19 protein-coding genes, 1 pseudogene and 1 riboswitch are annotated in these 17,568 nt (G+C 56.9%); of the genes and pseudogenes, 6 read left to right on the top strand and 14 right to left on the bottom strand.

Annotated elements, in window-relative coordinates; translation table 11 throughout:
- Positions 1-69: 69 nt before the first annotated feature.
- The 5 genes from AB4N44_RS04650 to AB4N44_RS04630 form a co-directional block, all read right to left on the bottom strand.
- Positions 70-1,134: an NAD(P)/FAD-dependent oxidoreductase gene (locus AB4N44_RS04650; protein ID WP_460110021.1), complete on the bottom strand. Its 1,065-nt coding sequence runs from the start codon at positions 1,132-1,134 to the stop codon at positions 70-72.
- Between the two features lie 181 nt (positions 1,135-1,315).
- Entirely contained in the window at positions 1,316-1,519 is a 204-nt protein-coding gene (locus AB4N44_RS04645) for a PLD nuclease N-terminal domain-containing protein (RefSeq protein WP_127928365.1), read from the bottom strand.
- Between the two features lie 54 nt (positions 1,520-1,573).
- Positions 1,574-2,491 carry an ABC transporter substrate-binding protein gene (locus AB4N44_RS04640; RefSeq protein ID WP_460110023.1) on the bottom strand — a complete coding sequence of 306 codons (918 nt, stop codon included), beginning with the start codon at positions 2,489-2,491 and terminating at the stop codon, positions 1,574-1,576.
- Positions 2,488-2,847: a (2Fe-2S) ferredoxin domain-containing protein gene (locus AB4N44_RS04635; RefSeq protein ID WP_316916560.1), complete on the bottom strand. Its 360-nt coding sequence runs from the start codon at positions 2,845-2,847 to the stop codon at positions 2,488-2,490. The genes AB4N44_RS04640 and AB4N44_RS04635 overlap by 4 nt, the downstream gene beginning before the upstream one ends.
- Complete coding sequence (locus tag AB4N44_RS04630; protein ID WP_460110026.1) at positions 2,847-4,784, bottom strand: TonB-dependent receptor plug domain-containing protein; 1,938 nt, start codon at positions 4,782-4,784, stop codon at positions 2,847-2,849. Before AB4N44_RS04630 ends, AB4N44_RS04635 begins: the two co-directional genes overlap by 1 nt.
- 92 nt (positions 4,785-4,876) lie before the next feature.
- Positions 4,877-5,082, bottom strand: a riboswitch (cobalamin riboswitch).
- A 280-nt stretch (positions 5,083-5,362) separates the two neighbouring features.
- Between AB4N44_RS04630 and AB4N44_RS04625 the strand changes: the two genes are divergently transcribed.
- On the top strand, positions 5,363-5,812 hold the full coding sequence (locus AB4N44_RS04625; RefSeq protein ID WP_460110028.1) for a MerR family transcriptional regulator: 450 nt from the start codon (positions 5,363-5,365) through the stop codon (positions 5,810-5,812).
- Between the two features lie 125 nt (positions 5,813-5,937).
- Here AB4N44_RS04625 and AB4N44_RS04620 read toward each other — a convergent pair whose 3' ends face one another.
- Positions 5,938-7,749 carry a P-loop NTPase fold protein gene (locus AB4N44_RS04620; RefSeq protein ID WP_460110030.1) on the bottom strand — a complete coding sequence of 604 codons (1,812 nt, stop codon included), beginning with the start codon at positions 7,747-7,749 and terminating at the stop codon, positions 5,938-5,940.
- A gap of 250 nt (positions 7,750-7,999) precedes the next feature.
- On the opposite strand from AB4N44_RS04620, the gene AB4N44_RS04615 reads away from it, so the two are divergent.
- The 3 genes from AB4N44_RS04615 to AB4N44_RS04605 all read left to right on the top strand — a co-directional run bounded on the left by AB4N44_RS04615 (position 8,000) and on the right by AB4N44_RS04605 (position 10,920).
- On the top strand, positions 8,000-9,226 hold the full coding sequence (locus AB4N44_RS04615) for an NADH:flavin oxidoreductase/NADH oxidase family protein (protein WP_127928353.1): 1,227 nt from the start codon (positions 8,000-8,002) through the stop codon (positions 9,224-9,226).
- Between the two features lie 73 nt (positions 9,227-9,299).
- On the top strand, positions 9,300-10,427 hold the full coding sequence (locus tag AB4N44_RS04610) for a saccharopine dehydrogenase family protein (RefSeq protein ID WP_460110032.1): 1,128 nt from the start codon (positions 9,300-9,302) through the stop codon (positions 10,425-10,427).
- A gap of 1 nt (position 10,428) precedes the next feature.
- Positions 10,429-10,920 (top strand): DUF2269 family protein, encoded by a 492-nt coding sequence (locus AB4N44_RS04605; protein WP_127928349.1) that lies wholly within the window; start codon positions 10,429-10,431, stop codon positions 10,918-10,920.
- Here AB4N44_RS04605 and AB4N44_RS04600 read toward each other — a convergent pair.
- The 3 genes and pseudogenes from AB4N44_RS04600 to AB4N44_RS04590 all read right to left on the bottom strand — a co-directional run bounded on the left by AB4N44_RS04600 (position 10,904) and on the right by AB4N44_RS04590 (position 13,247).
- Complete coding sequence (locus tag AB4N44_RS04600) at positions 10,904-11,371, bottom strand: thiol-disulfide oxidoreductase DCC family protein (RefSeq protein ID WP_150774982.1); 468 nt, start codon at positions 11,369-11,371, stop codon at positions 10,904-10,906. The two genes, AB4N44_RS04605 and AB4N44_RS04600, sit on opposite strands and share 17 nt — an antisense overlap.
- A gap of 99 nt (positions 11,372-11,470) precedes the next feature.
- Positions 11,471-12,018: pseudogene (locus AB4N44_RS04595) on the bottom strand (nucleotidyltransferase family protein).
- Between the two features lie 866 nt (positions 12,019-12,884).
- Positions 12,885-13,247, bottom strand: coding sequence for a DUF6124 family protein (locus AB4N44_RS04590; RefSeq protein WP_127928342.1), 363 nt, complete (start codon positions 13,245-13,247; stop codon positions 12,885-12,887).
- Positions 13,248-13,739: 492 nt separating this feature from the next.
- Here AB4N44_RS04590 and AB4N44_RS04585 point away from each other — a divergent pair, with 492 nt between their 5' ends.
- Positions 13,740-14,747 (top strand): NAD(P)-dependent oxidoreductase, encoded by a 1,008-nt coding sequence (locus AB4N44_RS04585; RefSeq protein ID WP_460110035.1) that lies wholly within the window; start codon positions 13,740-13,742, stop codon positions 14,745-14,747.
- A gap of 99 nt (positions 14,748-14,846) precedes the next feature.
- On the opposite strand, the gene AB4N44_RS04580 is transcribed toward AB4N44_RS04585, so the two are convergent.
- The 4 genes from AB4N44_RS04580 to AB4N44_RS04565 all read right to left on the bottom strand — a co-directional run bounded on the left by AB4N44_RS04580 (position 14,847) and on the right by AB4N44_RS04565 (position 16,330).
- Positions 14,847-15,287: a hypothetical protein gene (locus AB4N44_RS04580; RefSeq protein WP_460110037.1), complete on the bottom strand. Its 441-nt coding sequence runs from the start codon at positions 15,285-15,287 to the stop codon at positions 14,847-14,849.
- 1 nt (position 15,288) lies between these two features.
- Positions 15,289-15,576: a hypothetical protein gene (locus tag AB4N44_RS04575; RefSeq protein ID WP_127928336.1), complete on the bottom strand. Its 288-nt coding sequence runs from the start codon at positions 15,574-15,576 to the stop codon at positions 15,289-15,291.
- A 110-nt stretch (positions 15,577-15,686) separates the two neighbouring features.
- The gene (locus AB4N44_RS04570; protein WP_460110039.1) at positions 15,687-16,079 is read right to left on the bottom strand and encodes a GFA family protein; all 393 of its coding nucleotides are present in this window, start codon (positions 16,077-16,079) and stop codon (positions 15,687-15,689) included.
- A 2-nt stretch (positions 16,080-16,081) separates the two neighbouring features.
- Entirely contained in the window at positions 16,082-16,330 is a 249-nt protein-coding gene (locus AB4N44_RS04565) for a DUF6555 family protein (RefSeq protein ID WP_016984867.1), read from the bottom strand.
- Positions 16,331-16,524: 194 nt separating this feature from the next.
- Here AB4N44_RS04565 and AB4N44_RS04560 point away from each other — a divergent pair, with 194 nt between their 5' ends.
- Positions 16,525-16,959 carry an HhH-GDP family DNA glycosylase gene (locus AB4N44_RS04560; RefSeq protein WP_150774784.1) on the top strand — a complete coding sequence of 145 codons (435 nt, stop codon included), beginning with the start codon at positions 16,525-16,527 and terminating at the stop codon, positions 16,957-16,959.
- Between the two features lie 46 nt (positions 16,960-17,005).
- Here AB4N44_RS04560 and AB4N44_RS04555 read toward each other — a convergent pair whose 3' ends face one another.
- Complete coding sequence (locus AB4N44_RS04555; protein ID WP_460110042.1) at positions 17,006-17,482, bottom strand: short chain dehydrogenase; 477 nt, start codon at positions 17,480-17,482, stop codon at positions 17,006-17,008.
- Positions 17,483-17,568 lie beyond the last annotated feature (86 nt).

Here is a 17,568-nt window from a genome sequence, read left to right as displayed (position 1 = left end):
CCGAGTTGCGCAAAATGACCATGCGTTGCCGGTGCGCATTCCTTGCTGCAAGACGTCGGCGAGTCTAAATCAAGCATCGCCCGAGTTCTTGAAAAAGCGCTGAGGACGGCACGGCACAAGGGCTGCAGATGACTGGCGATCAAGGATTTCTTCACTGGCGAGGCGCCCGACGATTGCCGCCAGCGTTACACCGGGATGCATCGCACAAACGTAAACTCCGCCGACGCCGGGCAGGTAACCGACCACGGGGATGCCATCAGCGGGCATGGGCCGGATTCCGACGGCGACGGTTTGCGGCTCAATCAAAACCACCCCGTGAAGTTCTTTGCGTATGGCTTCGGCGGTTTGCCGGGCGATGTCCGTCGGCGAGTTACCCGGCGCTTCTCCCAGATAATCTTCAGCGGCCAGCAACGTGCCGTCGGCACCTTGTCGGACCTCCATTTCAGGGCTGGAAATGATGCCTTTGACGAGGCCCGGTTGGGTCTTGTAGCGGATGTAAATGGCCGGTGAGGCGTCGATGGGCAAGGAAACGTTGAGCATCTGTGTTAACTGCCGGGTGCCAGTCCCCGCGGCAAGCACAACAAGGTCGGCCTCAAACGTGCCCGCTGTGGTTTCAACGCCAGTGACATCTGCGTTGCAGGTTTTGAAAGCGGTCACTCGGGTGTGCGTGAGCAATTCCGCCCCCAGCGCCCGGGCGCTGGCAATCAAGGCGTGGGTGGTCTGCACGGCGTCGAGCGCACCTTCGTCAGCGCGAAATAACGCGCACGGTGGGGGATTTTTCAGATTGGGTTCGCGGGCAAGCACCTCGGCAGACGATAACAATGTCGCCGACGCCGGATACTCTGCTGATTCGTTGTACGACAAAGCCCCGGTCCAGCGAATCTGCAAATCCGGCAGCTCGGTTTCGAGTCGTCGATATGCTTCTATGGCCATACCGCGCAACTGCGCAATCGGATCAGCGCCGGCGTGCGTGGCAGTGATCCAGGCGAAAGAGCTTGCCGTCACGCCGCTCGCGATCTCGTCAGCCTCGATCAACGTGACCTGCGCACCTTTACCGGACAGGTGATACGCAAGGGAAGCGCCGACGATGCCTGCACCCACCACCACAATTCGCCCACATGCTTTCTGATCCATTTCAACATTCCCTGTTGTCGACGGCTGATCCTGCAACAGGGTGACGATGGGAGCAAACAGAAAAGAGCCCGGCCAAAGCAGGGCTCGTAAACCTGCAACGGGTTAAGCGGCCATATTTCCCGCGGGCATTTGGCATGCCAGTCCGTGACGGATGCTCAGTCGCTATGGATCAAGAGTCAGGTTACGACGCCGAATGCCGACTGACATGCTTGGGCCCCGCCAACGCCCAGGCAATCAAGCCGAACAACGGCACAAACACGATCAGCACAATCCATACACCTTTGTTGCTCGATTTCCCCTGACTCTTGCGCACCCGATTGATGGCCCAGAGTTCGATTAGCAGAAGAACTGCCGCCAGTACGATCCACACGGTTTCGATTTGCATTGGCTACCTCCTGATGGTCTGTTCGTTAGGTGGCGTGCGGTGCGGCGGGTTCATTTATTTTTTGTCCAGCGCGTTGAGCTGGCGGGCCAGTTGCAAGGCGACGCGGCCGCTGTTGTAGGTTGGCAGCAGGTGGGTGAAAGGGATCTCGATGATGCGGTTCTCGCGCACCGCGCGCAGTTGCGAGAGGACCGGGTCGTGGGTCAACAGGTAGCGTTTGCGGCGGGCGGGCGACCATTCGGCGTCGGCCAGCAGGATCACGTCCGGGTCGCTGGCCAGCAGGGTTTCGCTGTTGGCGGTGACTCGATACAGGTTGATGTCGGCGAACACATTGCGTGCCCCGGCAGCCGCCAGCAGCGGAGTGACAAATCCGCGTCGGCCTTCGCTGTCGAGGCCTTTGACTTCGCTGTCGAGATAGAACACGGACAACGGTTTACCCGCACCGGCCAAGGCTCGGGCGCCGGCAATGTCCTTTTCCATGGAGTCGATCAACGCTTGGGCTTTTTGCTGCTGGTGCAGCAGCTTGCCCAGCGTCAGCAAGTCATTGCGTACATGCGCGAAATAATCCAGCGAGTGCCCGTTGCAGGCGGATTCCAGCAGATACGAACCCACGCCATTGCGCGCCAGTCCCGAGCGTGAGGTCACCCCGTCGCCGAACGCCGTGGCAAAACCGCCGATCACCAGATCCGGTTTCGCAGCGTAAAGCACTTCGCTGGCCGGGTATTGCCGCGCGATCACCGGCACACCGAAATACTCGGCTTGGCGCTGCCCGGCACCGGTGTCATCCAGATAAGCCACGCCGACCAGCGCTGGCCCGGCACCCAGTGCCAGCACGAGATCCGCCGCATGCTGATTGAGCGCGACGATGCGTGAGGGCGCAGCGGCGCGCCAGTCTTCGCCGCAATTACGGTAATGGTCGGCGTACGCGGGGGCCGCGCAGAGCAGGGCACTCAATAACATCCACAACCTGTTCATGGCCGCGCCTTGATCAGCAAGTTCGCAACCACTTCACCGTCCACCAGATGCCCCTCGACCAGCCGCTGCACATCTTCATGGCTGCGCACGCCATACCAGCAGCGCTCCGGATACACGGTCACAATCGGCCCCAGATTGCACGGAAACTGACAATGCGTGCGGGTCAGCAAAACACCGCCCGGCTTCTCGATGCGATCGTGCGCGAGTAAATGCCGGCGCAAGGTTTTCCATAACTGCAAGGCGCCGCGTTGGGTGCAGCGCGGGCCGGTGCAGAGGAACACATGGCGTGCGTGCTCGGGCACGTGCGACCAGTCCGGGTGCGTGTCGACGCCGTCGACGGTTTTGATGTCACTCATCAGAAGCGGTACGTGTAGCGTACTTCGGAGGTGAACGGCCGGCCGAGGTTATCGACGTTGCTCGAACGGCTGGTGACGTAATCGCGGTCGAAGAGGTTTTCCACCAGCAGGCTGACGCGGTGTTGGTGGGCGTTGTCGAGATAGCGATAAGCGTCGGCGTCGACCACTGAATAGTTGCCGTACTCGACCTGCTTCGAGCTTTTGATGTCGCGGATATAGCGGATCGCACCGCCGGCGCCCCACAGGCGGTTTTCCGATTCATAACCCACGCGTGAACGGGCGAAGAAGCTCGGGATGTCGTTGATCGTCACACCGCTGCGCGACTCGGTGAGGTTGCGGGTCATGTCCGCTTGCAGGCTCCACTGATCGTTGAGCGCCAGTTTGGCGTCGGCCTCGAAACCGCGCATCTGGATCGTGCCTTCACCGTTGACCCACTGAATGTCATCGAGGGTGATCAGGTCGTCGATCTTGCGTTTGAACAGGGTCACGCTGGCGCTGAATTCGCGGTCGAGCAGAAAGCCTTTGTAGTCGACACCCAGTTCGGCGTTGCGGCTTTTTTCCGGTTTGAGATTGCGGTTGCCGATCTCGTCGCCCGGCTCGTTGACGAACAGTTGCTCGGCGTTCGGCAGTTTGTAGGCGCTGCCGTACTGACCGCGCACCGCCCAGTTGTCATTGAGGTCATACAGCGAAGTGAGCATGCCGACCGTGGCACTGTCGCCGCCGCTCATGGCCTCGTGACGCACGCCGATGCTCGGGTGCCAGTCGGGCAGGGCGTCGATCTGCGGGCGCAGTTGCGTGTAGAACGCGTGCGCTTCAGCCTTGTCGTTGTCGATAATCAGCACATCGTCCTGGCCCTTGAACCATTGGTTGTCGGTGCCGAACACCAACACATGGCCACCGGGCAATTCTGCTTTGCCTTCGGCCTGCACGCCCCAATCGGTGAAGCCCCAATAGTCGTTGTGGTTGATGACTTTGGTGCCGCCGCCGGCGATGTTGTTGACCCGGGTGTAGCGCGTGTCCCAGTCGTTGATATGGCCTTTGACGAAGTAGCTCAGACGCTCATTGATGGTCTGCTCGAAAGTCGCCGTGGCGATCTGCTGCACGCGGTCGTTGGTGGTCTTGTGATTGTCGACCGGACGGGCGAAGTCGAGGTTGGCGTCGGCGTATTGGTAGAACAGTTCCAGCCGCGCATCCTCGCCAAACGACTGAATCGCCTTGCCGCCGAAGGTGGTGACTTCGTAGGCGCGGTTCTTCTCGCTGACGTTTTTCATGTCGCGGTTGCGATAGGGCTGGTAACCGTCGGAGACGTTGTGGCTGACGTACGCGAGCAAACCGAGATCGCCGAAACCGTTGCTGAAGATGTTTTCGACCCGAGCGTCTTCGGTGGTGCCGCCGAAGCTGTCGACGCCCAGATTCACTTCGCCGGAGGTTTTGCGCGATTGCGGGCTGCGGGTGACGATGTTGATCACCCCCGACACTGCCTGGGTGCCGAACAACAGACTCTGGCCACCCTTGAGCACTTCGATGCGCTCGATGGCGTTGGCCGGCAGGGTGTCCAGATAGAGGCCGCCGTACAGGCGATTGTTCAGGCGCACGCCGTCGAGCAGGATCAGCGTGTCATCGTTGCGCCCGCCCAGCAGCGAATAGGTGCCGTAGTCGAACGGGCCGTTTTTCGGCGCGACATACAGGCCGGGAATAAACATCTGCATGACGCGGCTGACATCGGCACTGGGGCCAGCGCGCTCTATCTGTTCGCGGCTGACGATCTCGACCTTGCTGCCGAACTTCGCCATCTCGGCGACCGTGGTCGACTCCACCGACGGTGCGGAAACGATTTGCTGATTGAGTTCCAGCGGCGTGTCATCTGCCAGCAGCAGGGGACTGAACAAACAGCCGAACAGAAGGGTTGGAGCCGAGGTGTAGAAAGGTCGAATCATTGTCTTCTCGAAAAGGATCTTCGCAGAAGAGCATGCAGGAGAAGGCATCGCGCACAGCCAATACCGGCCCATGCCCGCCCACCGCAGGATTTTGCCAAACAGCAATTCAGGCCGGTCTCCGGGCTCGCGCGTATCGAGGCTTTCACCTTCCCATGGCCGTGCGGCCACAGTGGTGTATCGAAAGCATCACGCGCATACCGTTGCGGGGGCAGCACCGGACTTGTTCGAAAAGAACGTACCGGTTTCCCGTTTCACCCCATGCACGGCGGCATGGGACACCTGAAACTGGGCGGCATCTGAACATTCGAATGACCGTTCGTCAACTTGCCAATTATCGGCTGGGGGGCGACGGCGATAGCCATGAGGATGTCTGCATACACCGCAATACCCTGTAGGAGTGAGCCTGCTCGCGATTGCGCAGGGTCAGTCAACCTATTCGGTGCAGACACTCCGCTATCGCGAGCAGGCTCACTCCTACAGGGGCACAAGATTGGTGTAGATCCTGTCCGCCAGCATTGGCCGTCAAATCCTTGAAGGTTTAAAGTTCACTTCAAAGTCATTTGCAGCTCAGGTCAATCATGAAAATCGGCGAACTGGCAAAAATCAGCGGTCTGGCGCCTTCGCGCATCCGCTTCTATGAGGCGAGCGGGCTGATCAAGTCGGTCGAGCGCAAGGCCAACGGTTATCGCGACTACGCCCCGGAAACCGAGTGGATCCTGCATATCATCACCGGCGCGCAGTCAGCGGGTTTTTCCCTCGAGGAAATCCGCCAGTTACTGCCGGTGAACGCGCAGGAATGGCAGCACGAAGAAATGCTGGTCGGGCTCAAACGCAGGGTCGAAGAAATCAAAATCCTCCAGCAACGCCTGGCGCATAACAAGGCGCAGTTGCTGCGGGTCATTCACGGCATCGAGAGCAAACCGGCCGACGTCGGCTGTGCCGACAACGCGCAGTTGTTGATCAGCCAGATCCGCGAGGAGAAGGCGCCGGTGATTTCCGGCCTGCGTGGCATGGCCTCCGGGAAGTAAAAGCGTATTGAAAGGCCGCCGTTTGACGGTGCTGGCCGATAGATTTAGAGACTCTAGTTTGAGTTCAATGAGAGTCAACGCTTGGCATCACTGTCATGAGAGGATGCCAAGCGGGTATGTGATAGTTACTGGTAAGAGTGAACTACGGGTGCCAACATGCTCTGGAAATTGGCAATCGTCGGGTCAATGAGTTTTTTCAGGTTATATTTTTTCAAGGGCCCCACGTTGTCAAAACGCGCTTCGATTGCGATTTTTACCTTTTCCCAAAAGTCCAGTTCGAGTGTGAGTTCGTTGCTGCCATGATTGGATCTTAAACGGTCCGTGAGATAACGCTCTGAGGCAATCTCAATGAAGTCAGCAATGGCTGTATTAGGAGCCTCGACAAGCGCAGTAACGAACAAATCCACATCAACATCCGTGAAGAACACAGTATGGCGGTGCTCGGTGATCAGTAATTTAACGAGTGTCGTCCGGGTGCCTTGTTTAATGGCCGTATAGAAGCTAGAAAGTTTGTCTGAAGCGTGAGTTTTGGATTTTTCAATCTGGGCTTTTTTGAAAGCGTCCGCGTGCGCACTTATAAAAAACTCGAACGAGTGTGCCAGTTTTTCGTTGCTCTTCAGGTTGGCCACTTCCCACTGAATAAAATCATTGAGATTGCAATTTTTCCAACTGTCGGAACCTTGATGTTTTCTCGGATAAGCACTTATGCAGTTAGCCAGGTCAGTGGCTTCCATATGACTCAAGTCATGTTCAATTAACTTCGCCATCAACTCCGCCTTTCTAAGGAATTTTAGCGGGTGTTCATCATCAAGGCTTAAAATTTCACTTTCCAGCGTATTGTTGAGGAGGAGGAACTCATCATCTTCCAGAGAATGAAAGTAGTTGATTTTTTCCAGCGTGTCCTGCTCGGGTGTCTCCTGTTTTGCAAAAAATGGCAGTGACTCGGAGAGTAAGTTGATTTTTGAGTGGTCGCCGTTAAACAGAACATCGAACCAAAAGTTATCTCTCAAGATTGGTAGTTCCGAAGGGAAGTATTTTTTTGTGAAAGCCGTGCCTGATTGGAAAATATTATTGCATAACAGGTCTTCCTTACGAATCTTGGCAGACCTGACTTCCATGCTGAGTGCAAAAAAGGTTTTGGCTAGCAAGTTTGCGTATTTTTCATGGTCTTGAAATTTACGTTCAAGGGTATCCCACATTTGGGAGAAATCGTCGATTGCCTGTTTTAGCGATCGGAGGTTGCGACAGTCTGACGCGGCATAGGCTTCTACAATTATTTTTTTGAATTGCTGGATGTTATCTGCGTCGTCATGGAGGAATCGCTCAATGACGTCTTCAGCACTGTGATTGACCAGAAAAGTTTTGCTGATAACTTTTTCTTTGAATTTTCTATAGTTCTCTTCCTGCCCTCTCTCGAGTTCCGCTTCGTTGGCAATCAATATGGTTTTTATCTGGCAGGTTTCTACGATGTGGTTGATGTAGCCTAGTAAATCCTGGAGCGGGATTCTAGAGCGTTCAACATCGTCAAGAATCAGCGCGTAGTCGGATTTTCCATCGATGAGCAGGTTGTATAAATTGATATCTCCTGCATTAGCGCTCATGGAGATTTCAGTTTTCATTTCTCCGGGCGCTTCCAGCTTTATTGCGGTCGCCAGTTTTTTGACCGAGCTCCCCAAGAGTTTCATTGCTTTGGAGTTCATGACAGGATAAAAGAATCCTAGTATGCGGTCTTCCACTTCGGATATTTTGTGGAGTCCAAACAGGCTGACTTTAACCAGTTTAAGGTTTTTAATTTTGTTGTTTGTGACAAAAAAATTGATGAAGTGAGTTTTACCACAACCCCAATTCCCGGTGAGTAAAATGGCTTGGCTCGAGTGTTTGCTATTTAGGTAGTGAAGTAAATTCGTTTCGATATTTTCGTTGACTGATTCGGTCATGTGTCATTTCCCTATGAATTTCGAACGATATTAAAAATGCAGTAGAAATTTTCTCTAGCGTTAAATGCGGATTCTGGCCTAGAGCCATCATGCGCAGTGTCTACTTTTCATTAAGGGCAGCGCAATCCCTTTGCCCGTTTTCAGACACCCTCCCGCGTCTGGAATCTTATCCGGAAGCTTTCGAAAAAACGATTGACCCTAAAGTTGGCTTTAATCTTATGGTTGTCCCACGCCCAATCGAGGACTCCTCATGAACGTGTTCGACAACCTGATGCTCCCCAATGGTTCGACCCTCAAGAACCGCATTGCCAAAGCCGCCATGGAAGAAAACATGGCCGACGCCGATCAGGCACCTTCGGAAGAACTGATGCGCCTGTATCAAGCTTGGGCCGATGGCGGTGCCGGGCTGTTGATCACTGGCAACGTCATGGTCGATGGCCGCGCGATGACCGGGCCGGGCGGCGTGGTGCTGCAGGACGATCAGCAATTGGCCAAGTTCAAGCGCTGGGCGCAGATTGGCCGCTCGGGCGGCGCGCAGTTCTGGCTGCAGATCAACCATCCCGGCCGACAGATGCAGGCCAACCTCGGGCAGAAAACCTGGGCGCCATCGGCGGTCCCGCTCAACATGGGCAGCCTGTCCAAACATTTCTCCACGCCCCATGCGATGACTGCCAGTGTGATTGCAAAGGTCGTTCAGCGTTTCGCCCGCAGCGCACAGCTTGGCGAGCATGCCGGCTTCACCGGTGTGGAAATCCACGCCGCCCATGGTTATCTGTTGAGTCAGTTTCTGTCGCCGCTGACCAATCAGCGCACGGACCAGTGGGGCGGCTCGCTGGAGAACCGCGCGCGGCTGTTGCTGGACATCGTCAAGGCTGTGCGTGCACTGGTTTCTGCGCAGTTTGCGGTGGCGGTGAAACTCAATTCCGCCGACTTCCAACACGGCGGCTTCAGCGCCGATGAGGCGCGACAAGTCGTCGAATGGCTCAACGATCTGGGTGTGGATCTGGTCGAATTGTCCGGCGGCAGCTACGAAGCCCCGGCCATGCAGGGCGAGGCGCGAGATGGTCGTACCCTGGCACGTGAGGCGTACTTCGTCGAGTTCGCCCAGGACCTGCAGAAAGTCGCGCGGATGCCGCTGATGGTTACCGGCGGCGTACGTCGTCGGCCCATCGCTGAAATGGTCGTTAACAGTGGTGTGGACATGGTCGGCATCGGCACGGCACTGGCCATCGATCCGAACCTGCCGCGTGACTGGCTGCAGGGCAGGGACAGTGCCCCCGAACTGCCGCCGATCACCTGGAAGAACAAGGCCATGGCGTCGCTGGCCAACATGGCGGTGGTCAAGTTCCAGTTGCGCAAACTCAGTCAGGCGAAAACACCAGATCCGCACGTGTCACCGCTGCGCGCGCTGATCATGCAGCAAATCGGCAACGCCTTGCGTACCCGCCAGTACCGCAAGTGGGTGGCGAGCAACTGATCTGAATGGCTTGCTGACGTTCAGCCCTATATCCTGCACGCCTGTTTGATGGATTGATTTAGGGAAGAATTGCATGCCGTTCAGGGTGATGGTGGTCGGTGGTTACGGAAATTTCGGCAGCATCGTGTGCCGCCATCTGGCGCTGATGCCGGACATCGGTCTGGTGCTTTCGGGTCGTGACCCGCGCAAATTGCAGCGCAAACTCGATGAGCTGAACAGCCAATCGGGCAATGTCTGCGAAGGCTGGTGCGGCGACGCCATGGGCGAAGAGTTCGAGGCCGCATTGCGTGCGCTGAACATTCAGTTGGTCGTGCATACCGGCGGGCCGTTTCAGGGGCAATCCTATGCCGTTGCGCAGAGTTGCATCGACGCTGGCGTGAACTACTGCGATCTGGCGGACTGCCGCACGTTCGTCAATGGCATCGACGTTCTCGACACACGGGCGAAGCAGGCCGGCGTGGCGATCCTCAGCGGTTGCAGCTCGGTGCCGACGCTGTCGTCCGCAATCATCGATGAACAGCGCCAGCGTTTTTCACGCATCGACTCGATCGAACACGGCATTTCCTCATCGGCGAAAATGCCGGGTCTGTCGACCATCGAAGGCGTACTCGCCTATGCCGGCAAACCGATCAAACAACTGAAAAACGGCAAGGTGCACGAAGTGTCCGGCTGGCTGGACCTGACCTTGCGCAAAATGCCGCAGATGGGCACGCGGCTGCTGGCCAACGTCGATGTCCCGGACATGGATATCTTCGCCAGGCGCTATGGCGCGCAGACCCTGAGTTTCAAGGCGGGCGCCGGGCTCAAGCTCGGCGGTATCGCCAATGGTCTGCTGGCTCAGGCACTCAAAATCGGACTGGTGCGCGACCATGCTTTGTGGGCCGCAAGATTGCATCGCCTGGGCACGCGCTTCGAGCGTTTCGGCGATGGCAAAAGCGCGATGTACATCGACGTGCAAGGCCTTGGCATTGACGGCAAACCGCTGTCCATGACCGCGCAACTCACCGCCCTGAACGACAAAGGCCCGGAAATCCCCAGCTGCGCCGCCGTAGCACTGGCGACGAAAATGGCCCAAGGCTACGTGCCGACCGCCGGCGCCCGACCTTGCGTGGGCGAAATCAGCGTCGCCGAGTACATGGCCGCGATCAACGACCCGGCCAACCTGAGCCTGGCCGTGAACTTCTCGGACGGGCAGCGCTGACATGCTCTATCTGTGCCTGAAGTACCTGCACATCATCGCGGCGATTTTCCTGTTCGGCTTCGGCATGGGCTCCTACCTCTACCTGATCGCCGCCAGTCGCACGGCCAACCCGCAAGTGATCGCGCATGTCGCACGCATGGTCGTGCGCTTCGACACCTGGATCACCACACCGGCCGGGTTCGTGCAGATCATCAGCGGTTATCTGCTGATGCGGCTTTCAGGCTTGACCATGAGCACCGAGTGGGTGCTGACGTCGTTGATCATTTTCCTCTGCGTCGGCTCGCTGTGGCTGCCGGTGTTGCTGTTGCAGAAGCGACTGTATGTGATGGCGACGAGTGCGAGCGAAGCGGGGGCGGGGCTTGATGAGCATTATCAGGCGGTTTACCGCAAATGGTTCTGGATGGGCGTGCTCGGTTTTTCCGGGATGTTCGTCATCGTGTTGATGATGGTGACGAAGATGACACCCGTGCAGTTGTTCAGCTTTCTGATGTAGACGCCGCTGCTTTCAGAAAGCGCTGTTCGTGGTCTGGAGTGGGCAGCAGGCAGGTGTCGTATTTGCCGAACAGGCGATAGCGATTCAGCGCAATGCGGTCGTAAGCCCAGTCGCGCAGGCCCCGGGGGAAAATGCGCAGCAGTCGCAACGGCTGCCAGCGGGCGGGCAATTGGCTGATGACTTCGAAGAAAGCGTCGGAACGTTCCCAGTAGTGGCGGTCACGGATAACGGCCATGGTGTCGAATTGATCTATGGGCAGACCGGCCCAGGCCAGAAGCTCCTGACCCTCGGGCGATTGCACGGCGGCCAGACGCACGCGGCGTTGGTGGTCGTGGCGGATAAGGAAGCGTGCCCAGCCGTTGCAGAGTTTGCACACGCCGTCGAAGAGGACCACGGATTCGCCGGGGTTGAGGAGCGGGGCGGGGATTGGGCGGGTTTTTGAGGTGGGCATGGGGTTGGGTTCGGGAGAGGCTGGAATGTTGCGATCATAGCCTTAGAAGTTGCTGTCTGCGAATGGCCGTACTTGGCAGGAACCGGCTGAGGTGAGAACTCACCGTTCGGTGACAAACATCAAGTCGGGCCAAGTCTCACGCCACGCCTTGGCTCGAATGCGATCCAGAAACATGGCATGTTTTTCGATTCTGAATCGTTCTGTTGGCCGTACCACCAGCGAGAACAGATCATCCAGCCCCAACGGCGCCGAAACCTCTATCTCGTCTTGACGATCAAGTCTGACAGCAACGGCAGTTGCCGTTTCGGGCCAACAGGTCATCGCATCGGCAGCGGAGCGATAGGGAGCATCGGCGTTGCGCAAGTGCATTCGAGCCTGATTCTTTACAGACCAGTTCACTTCACTGCAGAGGCTCGAGAGTGTGCTTTCCAGCGCCGAATCGGTTTGCGCACTGGCACGTGCCGGGTCGAACCAGATGACATCGATGTCTGCGGGCAACGCTGATGCAGGTGATCCCACACCAGGCTGCGCACGAAGCCGGCGCCAATCCAGCAATCCGGCAAGTTCAGCTCGCGAGCCATGCGCAGGATTTTCATCCTTACAGGATCCTGAGTGAGCAGGGTTTTTAGCTGTGTTTCGTGCTGCATTGGGTGTTTCTCATTGCGCTTGGTCATGTGGATCTTGGCAAAGGTATCCACAATCGTGACATTTGATGAATGCTTTCGACTGTTTTCAGATTGAAGCGGATCGTCGTGAATGTCTGCTTTCGGCCAGAAGCGGACGTTCGATTCGTCTGATAACGACTCTGAGTTGCCCTCAGTGGTCGACAGCAGTCAGCCAAAAACAGCACTGATCGCCCAATAATGGCTAAGAAACCCGATCAGCCATCACTATGATAGATACTCCGAACGTTACGCCAGATAGCCGGGTAAGCTCAGCCAACGGCCGTAAAGGGGTAGGCAAATCGTCAAGTGTTAGTGGACTTAATGGACGGTATTGTAGCTCATACCCGTTCAAGGCTTGGCTTGCAGCGCGATGGACGTCCGACCAGTCATAGGCAAAGAGTCCACGCTTGGCAAAGGCGACGAAAGCGTTTGCGCCAGACATGGAAGTGACTGAATTTACATCGGACACCTCCGACAATGAAAGGACCCATTCTTCGCAGTCCTCGGTGGAGGGAAGTGCGGAGTCAGGAATCGGACCCCGACCAGCCGTAGTGAACAACGCAATGTGCCCGATGGCGTCAGTAGCGATCCATCCAACATCAAAGCCCTCAACATCAAGGGGAGTAACCATCGGCACCTACTTTAAAAGGCAGCTAGTTGATTTTTAAACTTTCGTTTTCCAGCTCTGAGAATGTAAAGGCGTGTCCGCAAATTGCCAAATAGGGAAGAAAAACGACGGATCTATCATACCTGCTCTAAATGTCCGCTTTTGGCCGAAAGCAGACGCCCAATGCAATCTTGATCCCTTTGTGACAGCAGCCAGACCGCCGCCACAAAGGGATGTCCCCTCAATCCACCGGCACAACTTTATCCAGTGCTTGATTCACCGCCAATTCCCCCAGCATCACCACTTGCGCAATCCCCAGCGCAGTTTTGCGGTGGCCTGGGTCCAAGAGGGCGGCGAAGTTGCAGAGCATTTCGGTGGCTGAGCTTAGGGACTCGCTGGCGTTGACGAGCAGGGACTCGCTGTCGTAGTCGGCGTTGGCTAGAAACATGGGGGCGTGTTTTTTGTCGCTGCCCATGATGCGTTGGGTTGGTGTGAGGTAGTAATCAAGGGCGCGTTCGGCGGCTTCGTGGAATTTCCTGGAATCGGGAGATTCGTACGGGGAGGCCGGATCTGTCTCCGGCGGGTTCGGCGTGATCTTGAACATGTTCTTCTTTTTCCTGTGGTGTGGCCGCCGCACCGAGCTACTAAACAAGGGGTGGCAGCTGTACGCAGGTTAGTAGACCGGGGAAAAGAAGAAAGCCGGCGCGCCCGAGGGCGCCCTACGCACAGCCGCCATCAAGTGCAGGTACGTAAATACCTTTTGACGGACGCTTGTGCACTTTCATTTACCACGGGCTACTAAACCCGATCACTGGGAATCAGTGACGCGAACCAAGTTACCGGTGGCCCTTGAGGCGCACAAGCCGGCGGATTCTGGCGTAGTCGTAGGCAACGGCGCAAGAAGTTGTAGCCTTGAGCCGGTAACGCGACGTGTCTTTTAAACAACCACAAAAAACTCCTAAACACGCCTCATCAACACGCCGTTCAAAATGACATTCGTCGGCCCGCCCTCCAGCTCAGGCAATGGCCTGGAACCCTCACGCCCGGGCACGCACCAACACTAAGTTGCATCCCAAAAAGACGAGGAAGGATACCCATGTCAGTTCATCCGATTTTGTTTCTGGGTGGCTCCGGCGCCATCGGCCACCGTTCTGCCGAAGCGTTGCGCGCCGCGCATCCTGACGTACCGTTACTGATCGGCGGCCGCGACCTGGCCAAGGCTCAACAAGCCGCGCAAGAAATGGGCGGGGCGCAGGGCGTAGTCATTGATCCTGCTGCCGATGACTTGGGGCTGGGTGATCGCCCGATCAGCGCTGTGGCGGTTTTCTACATGGATCATTCCCTGGTCGGGCTGCGTTTTGCGCAGCAGCGCAAGGTGCCGCATCTGAGCATTTCGTCCGGCATTTTCGAGATTGCGCCGCAAATCGCCAGTTACATCCATCGCCCTGACGCGTCCCCCATCGTGCTGGGTTACGAATGGATGGTGGGCGCGACGACGGTGGCGGCGCTGCACATTGCTGAGGCGTTTGCCCGGGTGCGCGATATTCGCATTGATGCGTTGGTTGACGAGCAGGACGGCGGCGGGCCGACCGTGGCTAAAGATTTTGAACACTTGAGCAAAATGCTGCCCGCCGCCCTGACGCGGCGCGATGGCAATTACGTCTGGCGTGAAGGTGAGGAGCAGAACGTCAGCTTCCGGGCGGTGGACGGCACGTCGATGCAAGCCTCTGGCTTCTCGTCCATTGATGTTACCGGGCTGGCTGCCGCCACCGACGCGCCAAATGTGCAGTTCAATCTGGCCAGCGGGGTGAGTTCTTCGCGACGCGCGGGTCGGCCGATGTCGACCGAGATCCTCATCGAAATGGTCGGCGAGGATCGCAAGGGTCGGGCGTTGCACACACGGCATGCCGTCGTTCACCCGGCAGGCGCCGCAGCGTTGACAGGGCTCAGCGTGGCCATGTTATTGGAACGACTGCTTGGGCTGGATGGCAAACCACCCACTCCGGCAGGTCTTTACTTTCCTTATCAGTTGCTCGACGCCGGTTCATATCTGCAGCGTCTGAACAAAGAGGGCGGTGAGCTGCTGGAGCTACGAGTGCAGTAACCGTCATGCGCAGCACCGCCGACTTGCCGCTCATTCAGGTCGGCGGTGATGCGCATTCACTCAACTGTTGAAGCGTAAAACCGATCTGGTAAGCGTGAACTACTCAGCGAATTGTTCCGAGAGCAACTTTTTACAGTCCAATTGCAGGTCACCCAGGAATGGGTGGATTTCCGACGACTCCATTAAAGCCATCAGCTCTGTGGCTCGCGTCCTGATGGGCATCCATTCTTCATGCTCAAAGATCAGGCGTTCATGGCAATGAAATGCGGCCTCGGTAAGGCTATTGCATCGCTGCCAAATGTCTTCCAGCCGGCTCTTCACGTCCTCCGGTAGCCCTCTGCGGCAGATTGAAAGTAGCTTTTCTATCGGAAGAATCATCTCGGACCAGACTTCACAGGCGGGGCAATCCGGGATAGTTGTCTGCTGTATGTCCGAGGGTTGGGCCAGAAACCCAAGCGCTTCGATTACTTCGCACGCGGCAAGAACCTGCTTGTACTCATTCTGGCCGTACCAAGCCCATAGCGTGGAGGAGAACCCCATATCAAACTCCAGAAAAATCCAGCCCCCGAGACTTCACATTTTCTATCGCTTCGAGAAGCTGGCCGTCGAAGTACTCGGAGCCATCTCTTTCGCGCACTTCGATGCGCTCTTTTGCCTCGATCAACAGCTGTTCGGGAGCGATATTCTGATTCAAGAAAGTAGCGACCATCAGATCGCTCAAATGCACTAGCGGTGTATCCCATGACTCCTGGCAGCGTTGCATCAGCCCGGTATGGACATCCCCGTGCCATGGCCCTAAAAGATTCGAGATTGCCAATTTTGAGGTCATAAACTTCCTGAAGTCAGACTAACGGGCCAGGCGATTCGCTCTGTTCGGAGGAGATGAAACTCACCCCTCAATCAAATGAGCTTAACCCAGTCACATTAACCACAGGAATCTCACGGCGACTGCCAAGCCCCGCCATTCGCCACCGGCACCTCACCCAGATCGTAAGGATTAACCCCTTCAAGGCAGCCAACATTGAAACCAAACTCCTGCGGATTGGTACTACGTCGGTGATGGGTGTAAATGCCGCAATTCCCGCAGAAAAAATGCTCTGCCACTTGCTGGCCAAAGCTGTACTTCAACAACGCAGACTTACCGCGGATCACTTTCAGGTCAGCCGCCGGGACTGCGGCGACAATTGCGCCTCGGCGTTTGCAGAACGAGCAGTCGCAGCGGTGGGGCGTGGGCAGGCCTTCGGGCAGGTGGATTTCTAGAATGACGGCGCCGCAATGGCAACTCGCGCGGTGGTCACGGCGGATCAGCGTGTTCCCTATGTGTTTGAGCATGACTAAGCCTCCATCCAGTCCACCGTCGCCGTTTCGCGCCATTTCACCTCGGTGATGCCGAACCGCTCGGCCTGGGGTTTGGAGATGACTTTCAACGGTGGCTTGCCGGGTTTGGGAATCGGCGCAATGCCGGCATCGCAACTCGCCCAATGCCATGCGTCGGCGTTGCGCATGGTTTTTGCGCGGATGACGAATGACTTTGGCTGGCCGTGAAGTTTGTATTCGATGACGAAGATGTCGACGTTGCTCATGCGTTCCTCCTTACGCTCATACGCAAATGAGTTTTGCCGACGGAAAAAATTCAAAGGATTTTCGGGGTTTGTTTCAGGCTGCTGACAATTGTTTTGCTTTGAACGGTTGGAACCGGCGGCGGCCTAAAGATCAAGCCTTTGCCAAGCAGACAGAACACGAAAAATCCCCTCGATTTCAACCCCGGAGGTACCCGGTGAACAAGACGATCAGCGCCAGGGATTTGAACATTCAGCTCAAGCACAACGATGACGCTGCACTGTTCAAATGGCTGCTTGCCAGTTTCCTGATGGGCAAGCGGATACAGGCCGAAATAGCCGCCGAAGCCTATCGGGTGATTGCCGATAAACACGGGCGCGATACACCGCGCAAACTGGCTGCGTGCAGCCATCGTGAGCTGGTCGCGATGCTCGGGGAGGCGCATTACGTGCGTTACGACGAGACCACCGCCGTGCGGCTGCACGCCTTGGCACGCAAGCTTAACGACGAGTACGCGGGCACGGTCAGCCATATGGTCGAGGTCAGCGCTGATCGCCCGGCGTTTGAGAAGCGACTGGCGGAATTCGACGGCATCGGCCCGAAGACCGTGGAAATCTTCATGCGCGAGGCAAACGCTGTGATCAGCCTTTGATCGTGGGCCGTGACGAAAAGCGCTCACCGCCCAGGTCGTGCAAAGCCTATTTGACTCGACGGCCAGAACGATTGATCGCCAACAGGCACAGCCCGACCAGCAATGCTGCACCTGCAACCAGGAGCGCCGAAGGCTGCATCGGCTGTCGAAAGCCAGTGGCTGTACGTCGCTGCGATATCGCCAGTGGTCGGGTTTCAACGGTCGCTTCGTCAAGCGTGTGGAATGGCGTAATAGCTTCTGCCTGAAAGGGCATTTCCTCGATGCTCAGACGCAGCTCATCTGACAACTCCAGTGTCCGCGCGGTGATCGTGCCAACGATTCTGTCTGGATAAACCGGTTCGCCATTGGGATCAAGTTGGTCATACAGGAAATGCTGCCCTTCGAGCCAGCCAACGGCCGTCTGCAACTCGGGGCCCAGGTAATACTTGCCGTCGAGGAAAAACCCAGGAAATTGCGGCGCGCGCTCGACGCTTTCAATGCGATAACGCTCACCCGGTTTCATACCGGTTTCAGGGGCAATCATGGTCAATCCCTCCGCTGTAGGTTCAGCGGTAGAGAACAAGGATCGAGCGTCGTTCCATGTAAAAGAGGAAAGGTAGCGGTTGTCCC

This window comes from Pseudomonas sp. S3_C06 (genome assembly GCF_054667675.1).
Note: the sequence above shows the minus strand (reverse complement) of the source record. Positions and strands in the feature narration are given on the sequence as shown.

Coding starts and splice junctions, on each gene's coding strand:
- AB4N44_RS04650 (WP_460110021.1), bottom strand. CDS start 1,134: ATGGATCAGAAAGCATGTGGGCGAATTGTGGTGGTGGGTGCAGGCATC.
- AB4N44_RS04645 (WP_127928365.1), bottom strand. CDS start 1,519: ATGCAAATCGAAACCGTGTGGATCGTACTGGCGGCAGTTCTTCTGCTA.
- AB4N44_RS04640 (WP_460110023.1), bottom strand. CDS start 2,491: ATGAACAGGTTGTGGATGTTATTGAGTGCCCTGCTCTGCGCGGCCCCC.
- AB4N44_RS04635 (WP_316916560.1), bottom strand. CDS start 2,847: ATGAGTGACATCAAAACCGTCGACGGCGTCGACACGCACCCGGACTGG.
- AB4N44_RS04630 (WP_460110026.1), bottom strand. CDS start 4,784: ATGATTCGACCTTTCTACACCTCGGCTCCAACCCTTCTGTTCGGCTGT.
- AB4N44_RS04625 (WP_460110028.1), top strand. CDS start 5,363: ATGAAAATCGGCGAACTGGCAAAAATCAGCGGTCTGGCGCCTTCGCGC.
- AB4N44_RS04620 (WP_460110030.1), bottom strand. CDS start 7,749: ATGACCGAATCAGTCAACGAAAATATCGAAACGAATTTACTTCACTAC.
- AB4N44_RS04615 (WP_127928353.1), top strand. CDS start 8,000: ATGAACGTGTTCGACAACCTGATGCTCCCCAATGGTTCGACCCTCAAG.
- AB4N44_RS04610 (WP_460110032.1), top strand. CDS start 9,300: ATGCCGTTCAGGGTGATGGTGGTCGGTGGTTACGGAAATTTCGGCAGC.
- AB4N44_RS04605 (WP_127928349.1), top strand. CDS start 10,429: ATGCTCTATCTGTGCCTGAAGTACCTGCACATCATCGCGGCGATTTTC.
- AB4N44_RS04600 (WP_150774982.1), bottom strand. CDS start 11,371: ATGCCCACCTCAAAAACCCGCCCAATCCCCGCCCCGCTCCTCAACCCC.
- AB4N44_RS04590 (WP_127928342.1), bottom strand. CDS start 13,247: ATGTTCAAGATCACGCCGAACCCGCCGGAGACAGATCCGGCCTCCCCG.
- AB4N44_RS04585 (WP_460110035.1), top strand. CDS start 13,740: ATGTCAGTTCATCCGATTTTGTTTCTGGGTGGCTCCGGCGCCATCGGC.
- AB4N44_RS04580 (WP_460110037.1), bottom strand. CDS start 15,287: ATGGGGTTCTCCTCCACGCTATGGGCTTGGTACGGCCAGAATGAGTAC.
- AB4N44_RS04575 (WP_127928336.1), bottom strand. CDS start 15,576: ATGACCTCAAAATTGGCAATCTCGAATCTTTTAGGGCCATGGCACGGG.
- AB4N44_RS04570 (WP_460110039.1), bottom strand. CDS start 16,079: ATGCTCAAACACATAGGGAACACGCTGATCCGCCGTGACCACCGCGCG.
- AB4N44_RS04565 (WP_016984867.1), bottom strand. CDS start 16,330: ATGAGCAACGTCGACATCTTCGTCATCGAATACAAACTTCACGGCCAG.
- AB4N44_RS04555 (WP_460110042.1), bottom strand. CDS start 17,482: ATGATTGCCCCTGAAACCGGTATGAAACCGGGTGAGCGTTATCGCATT.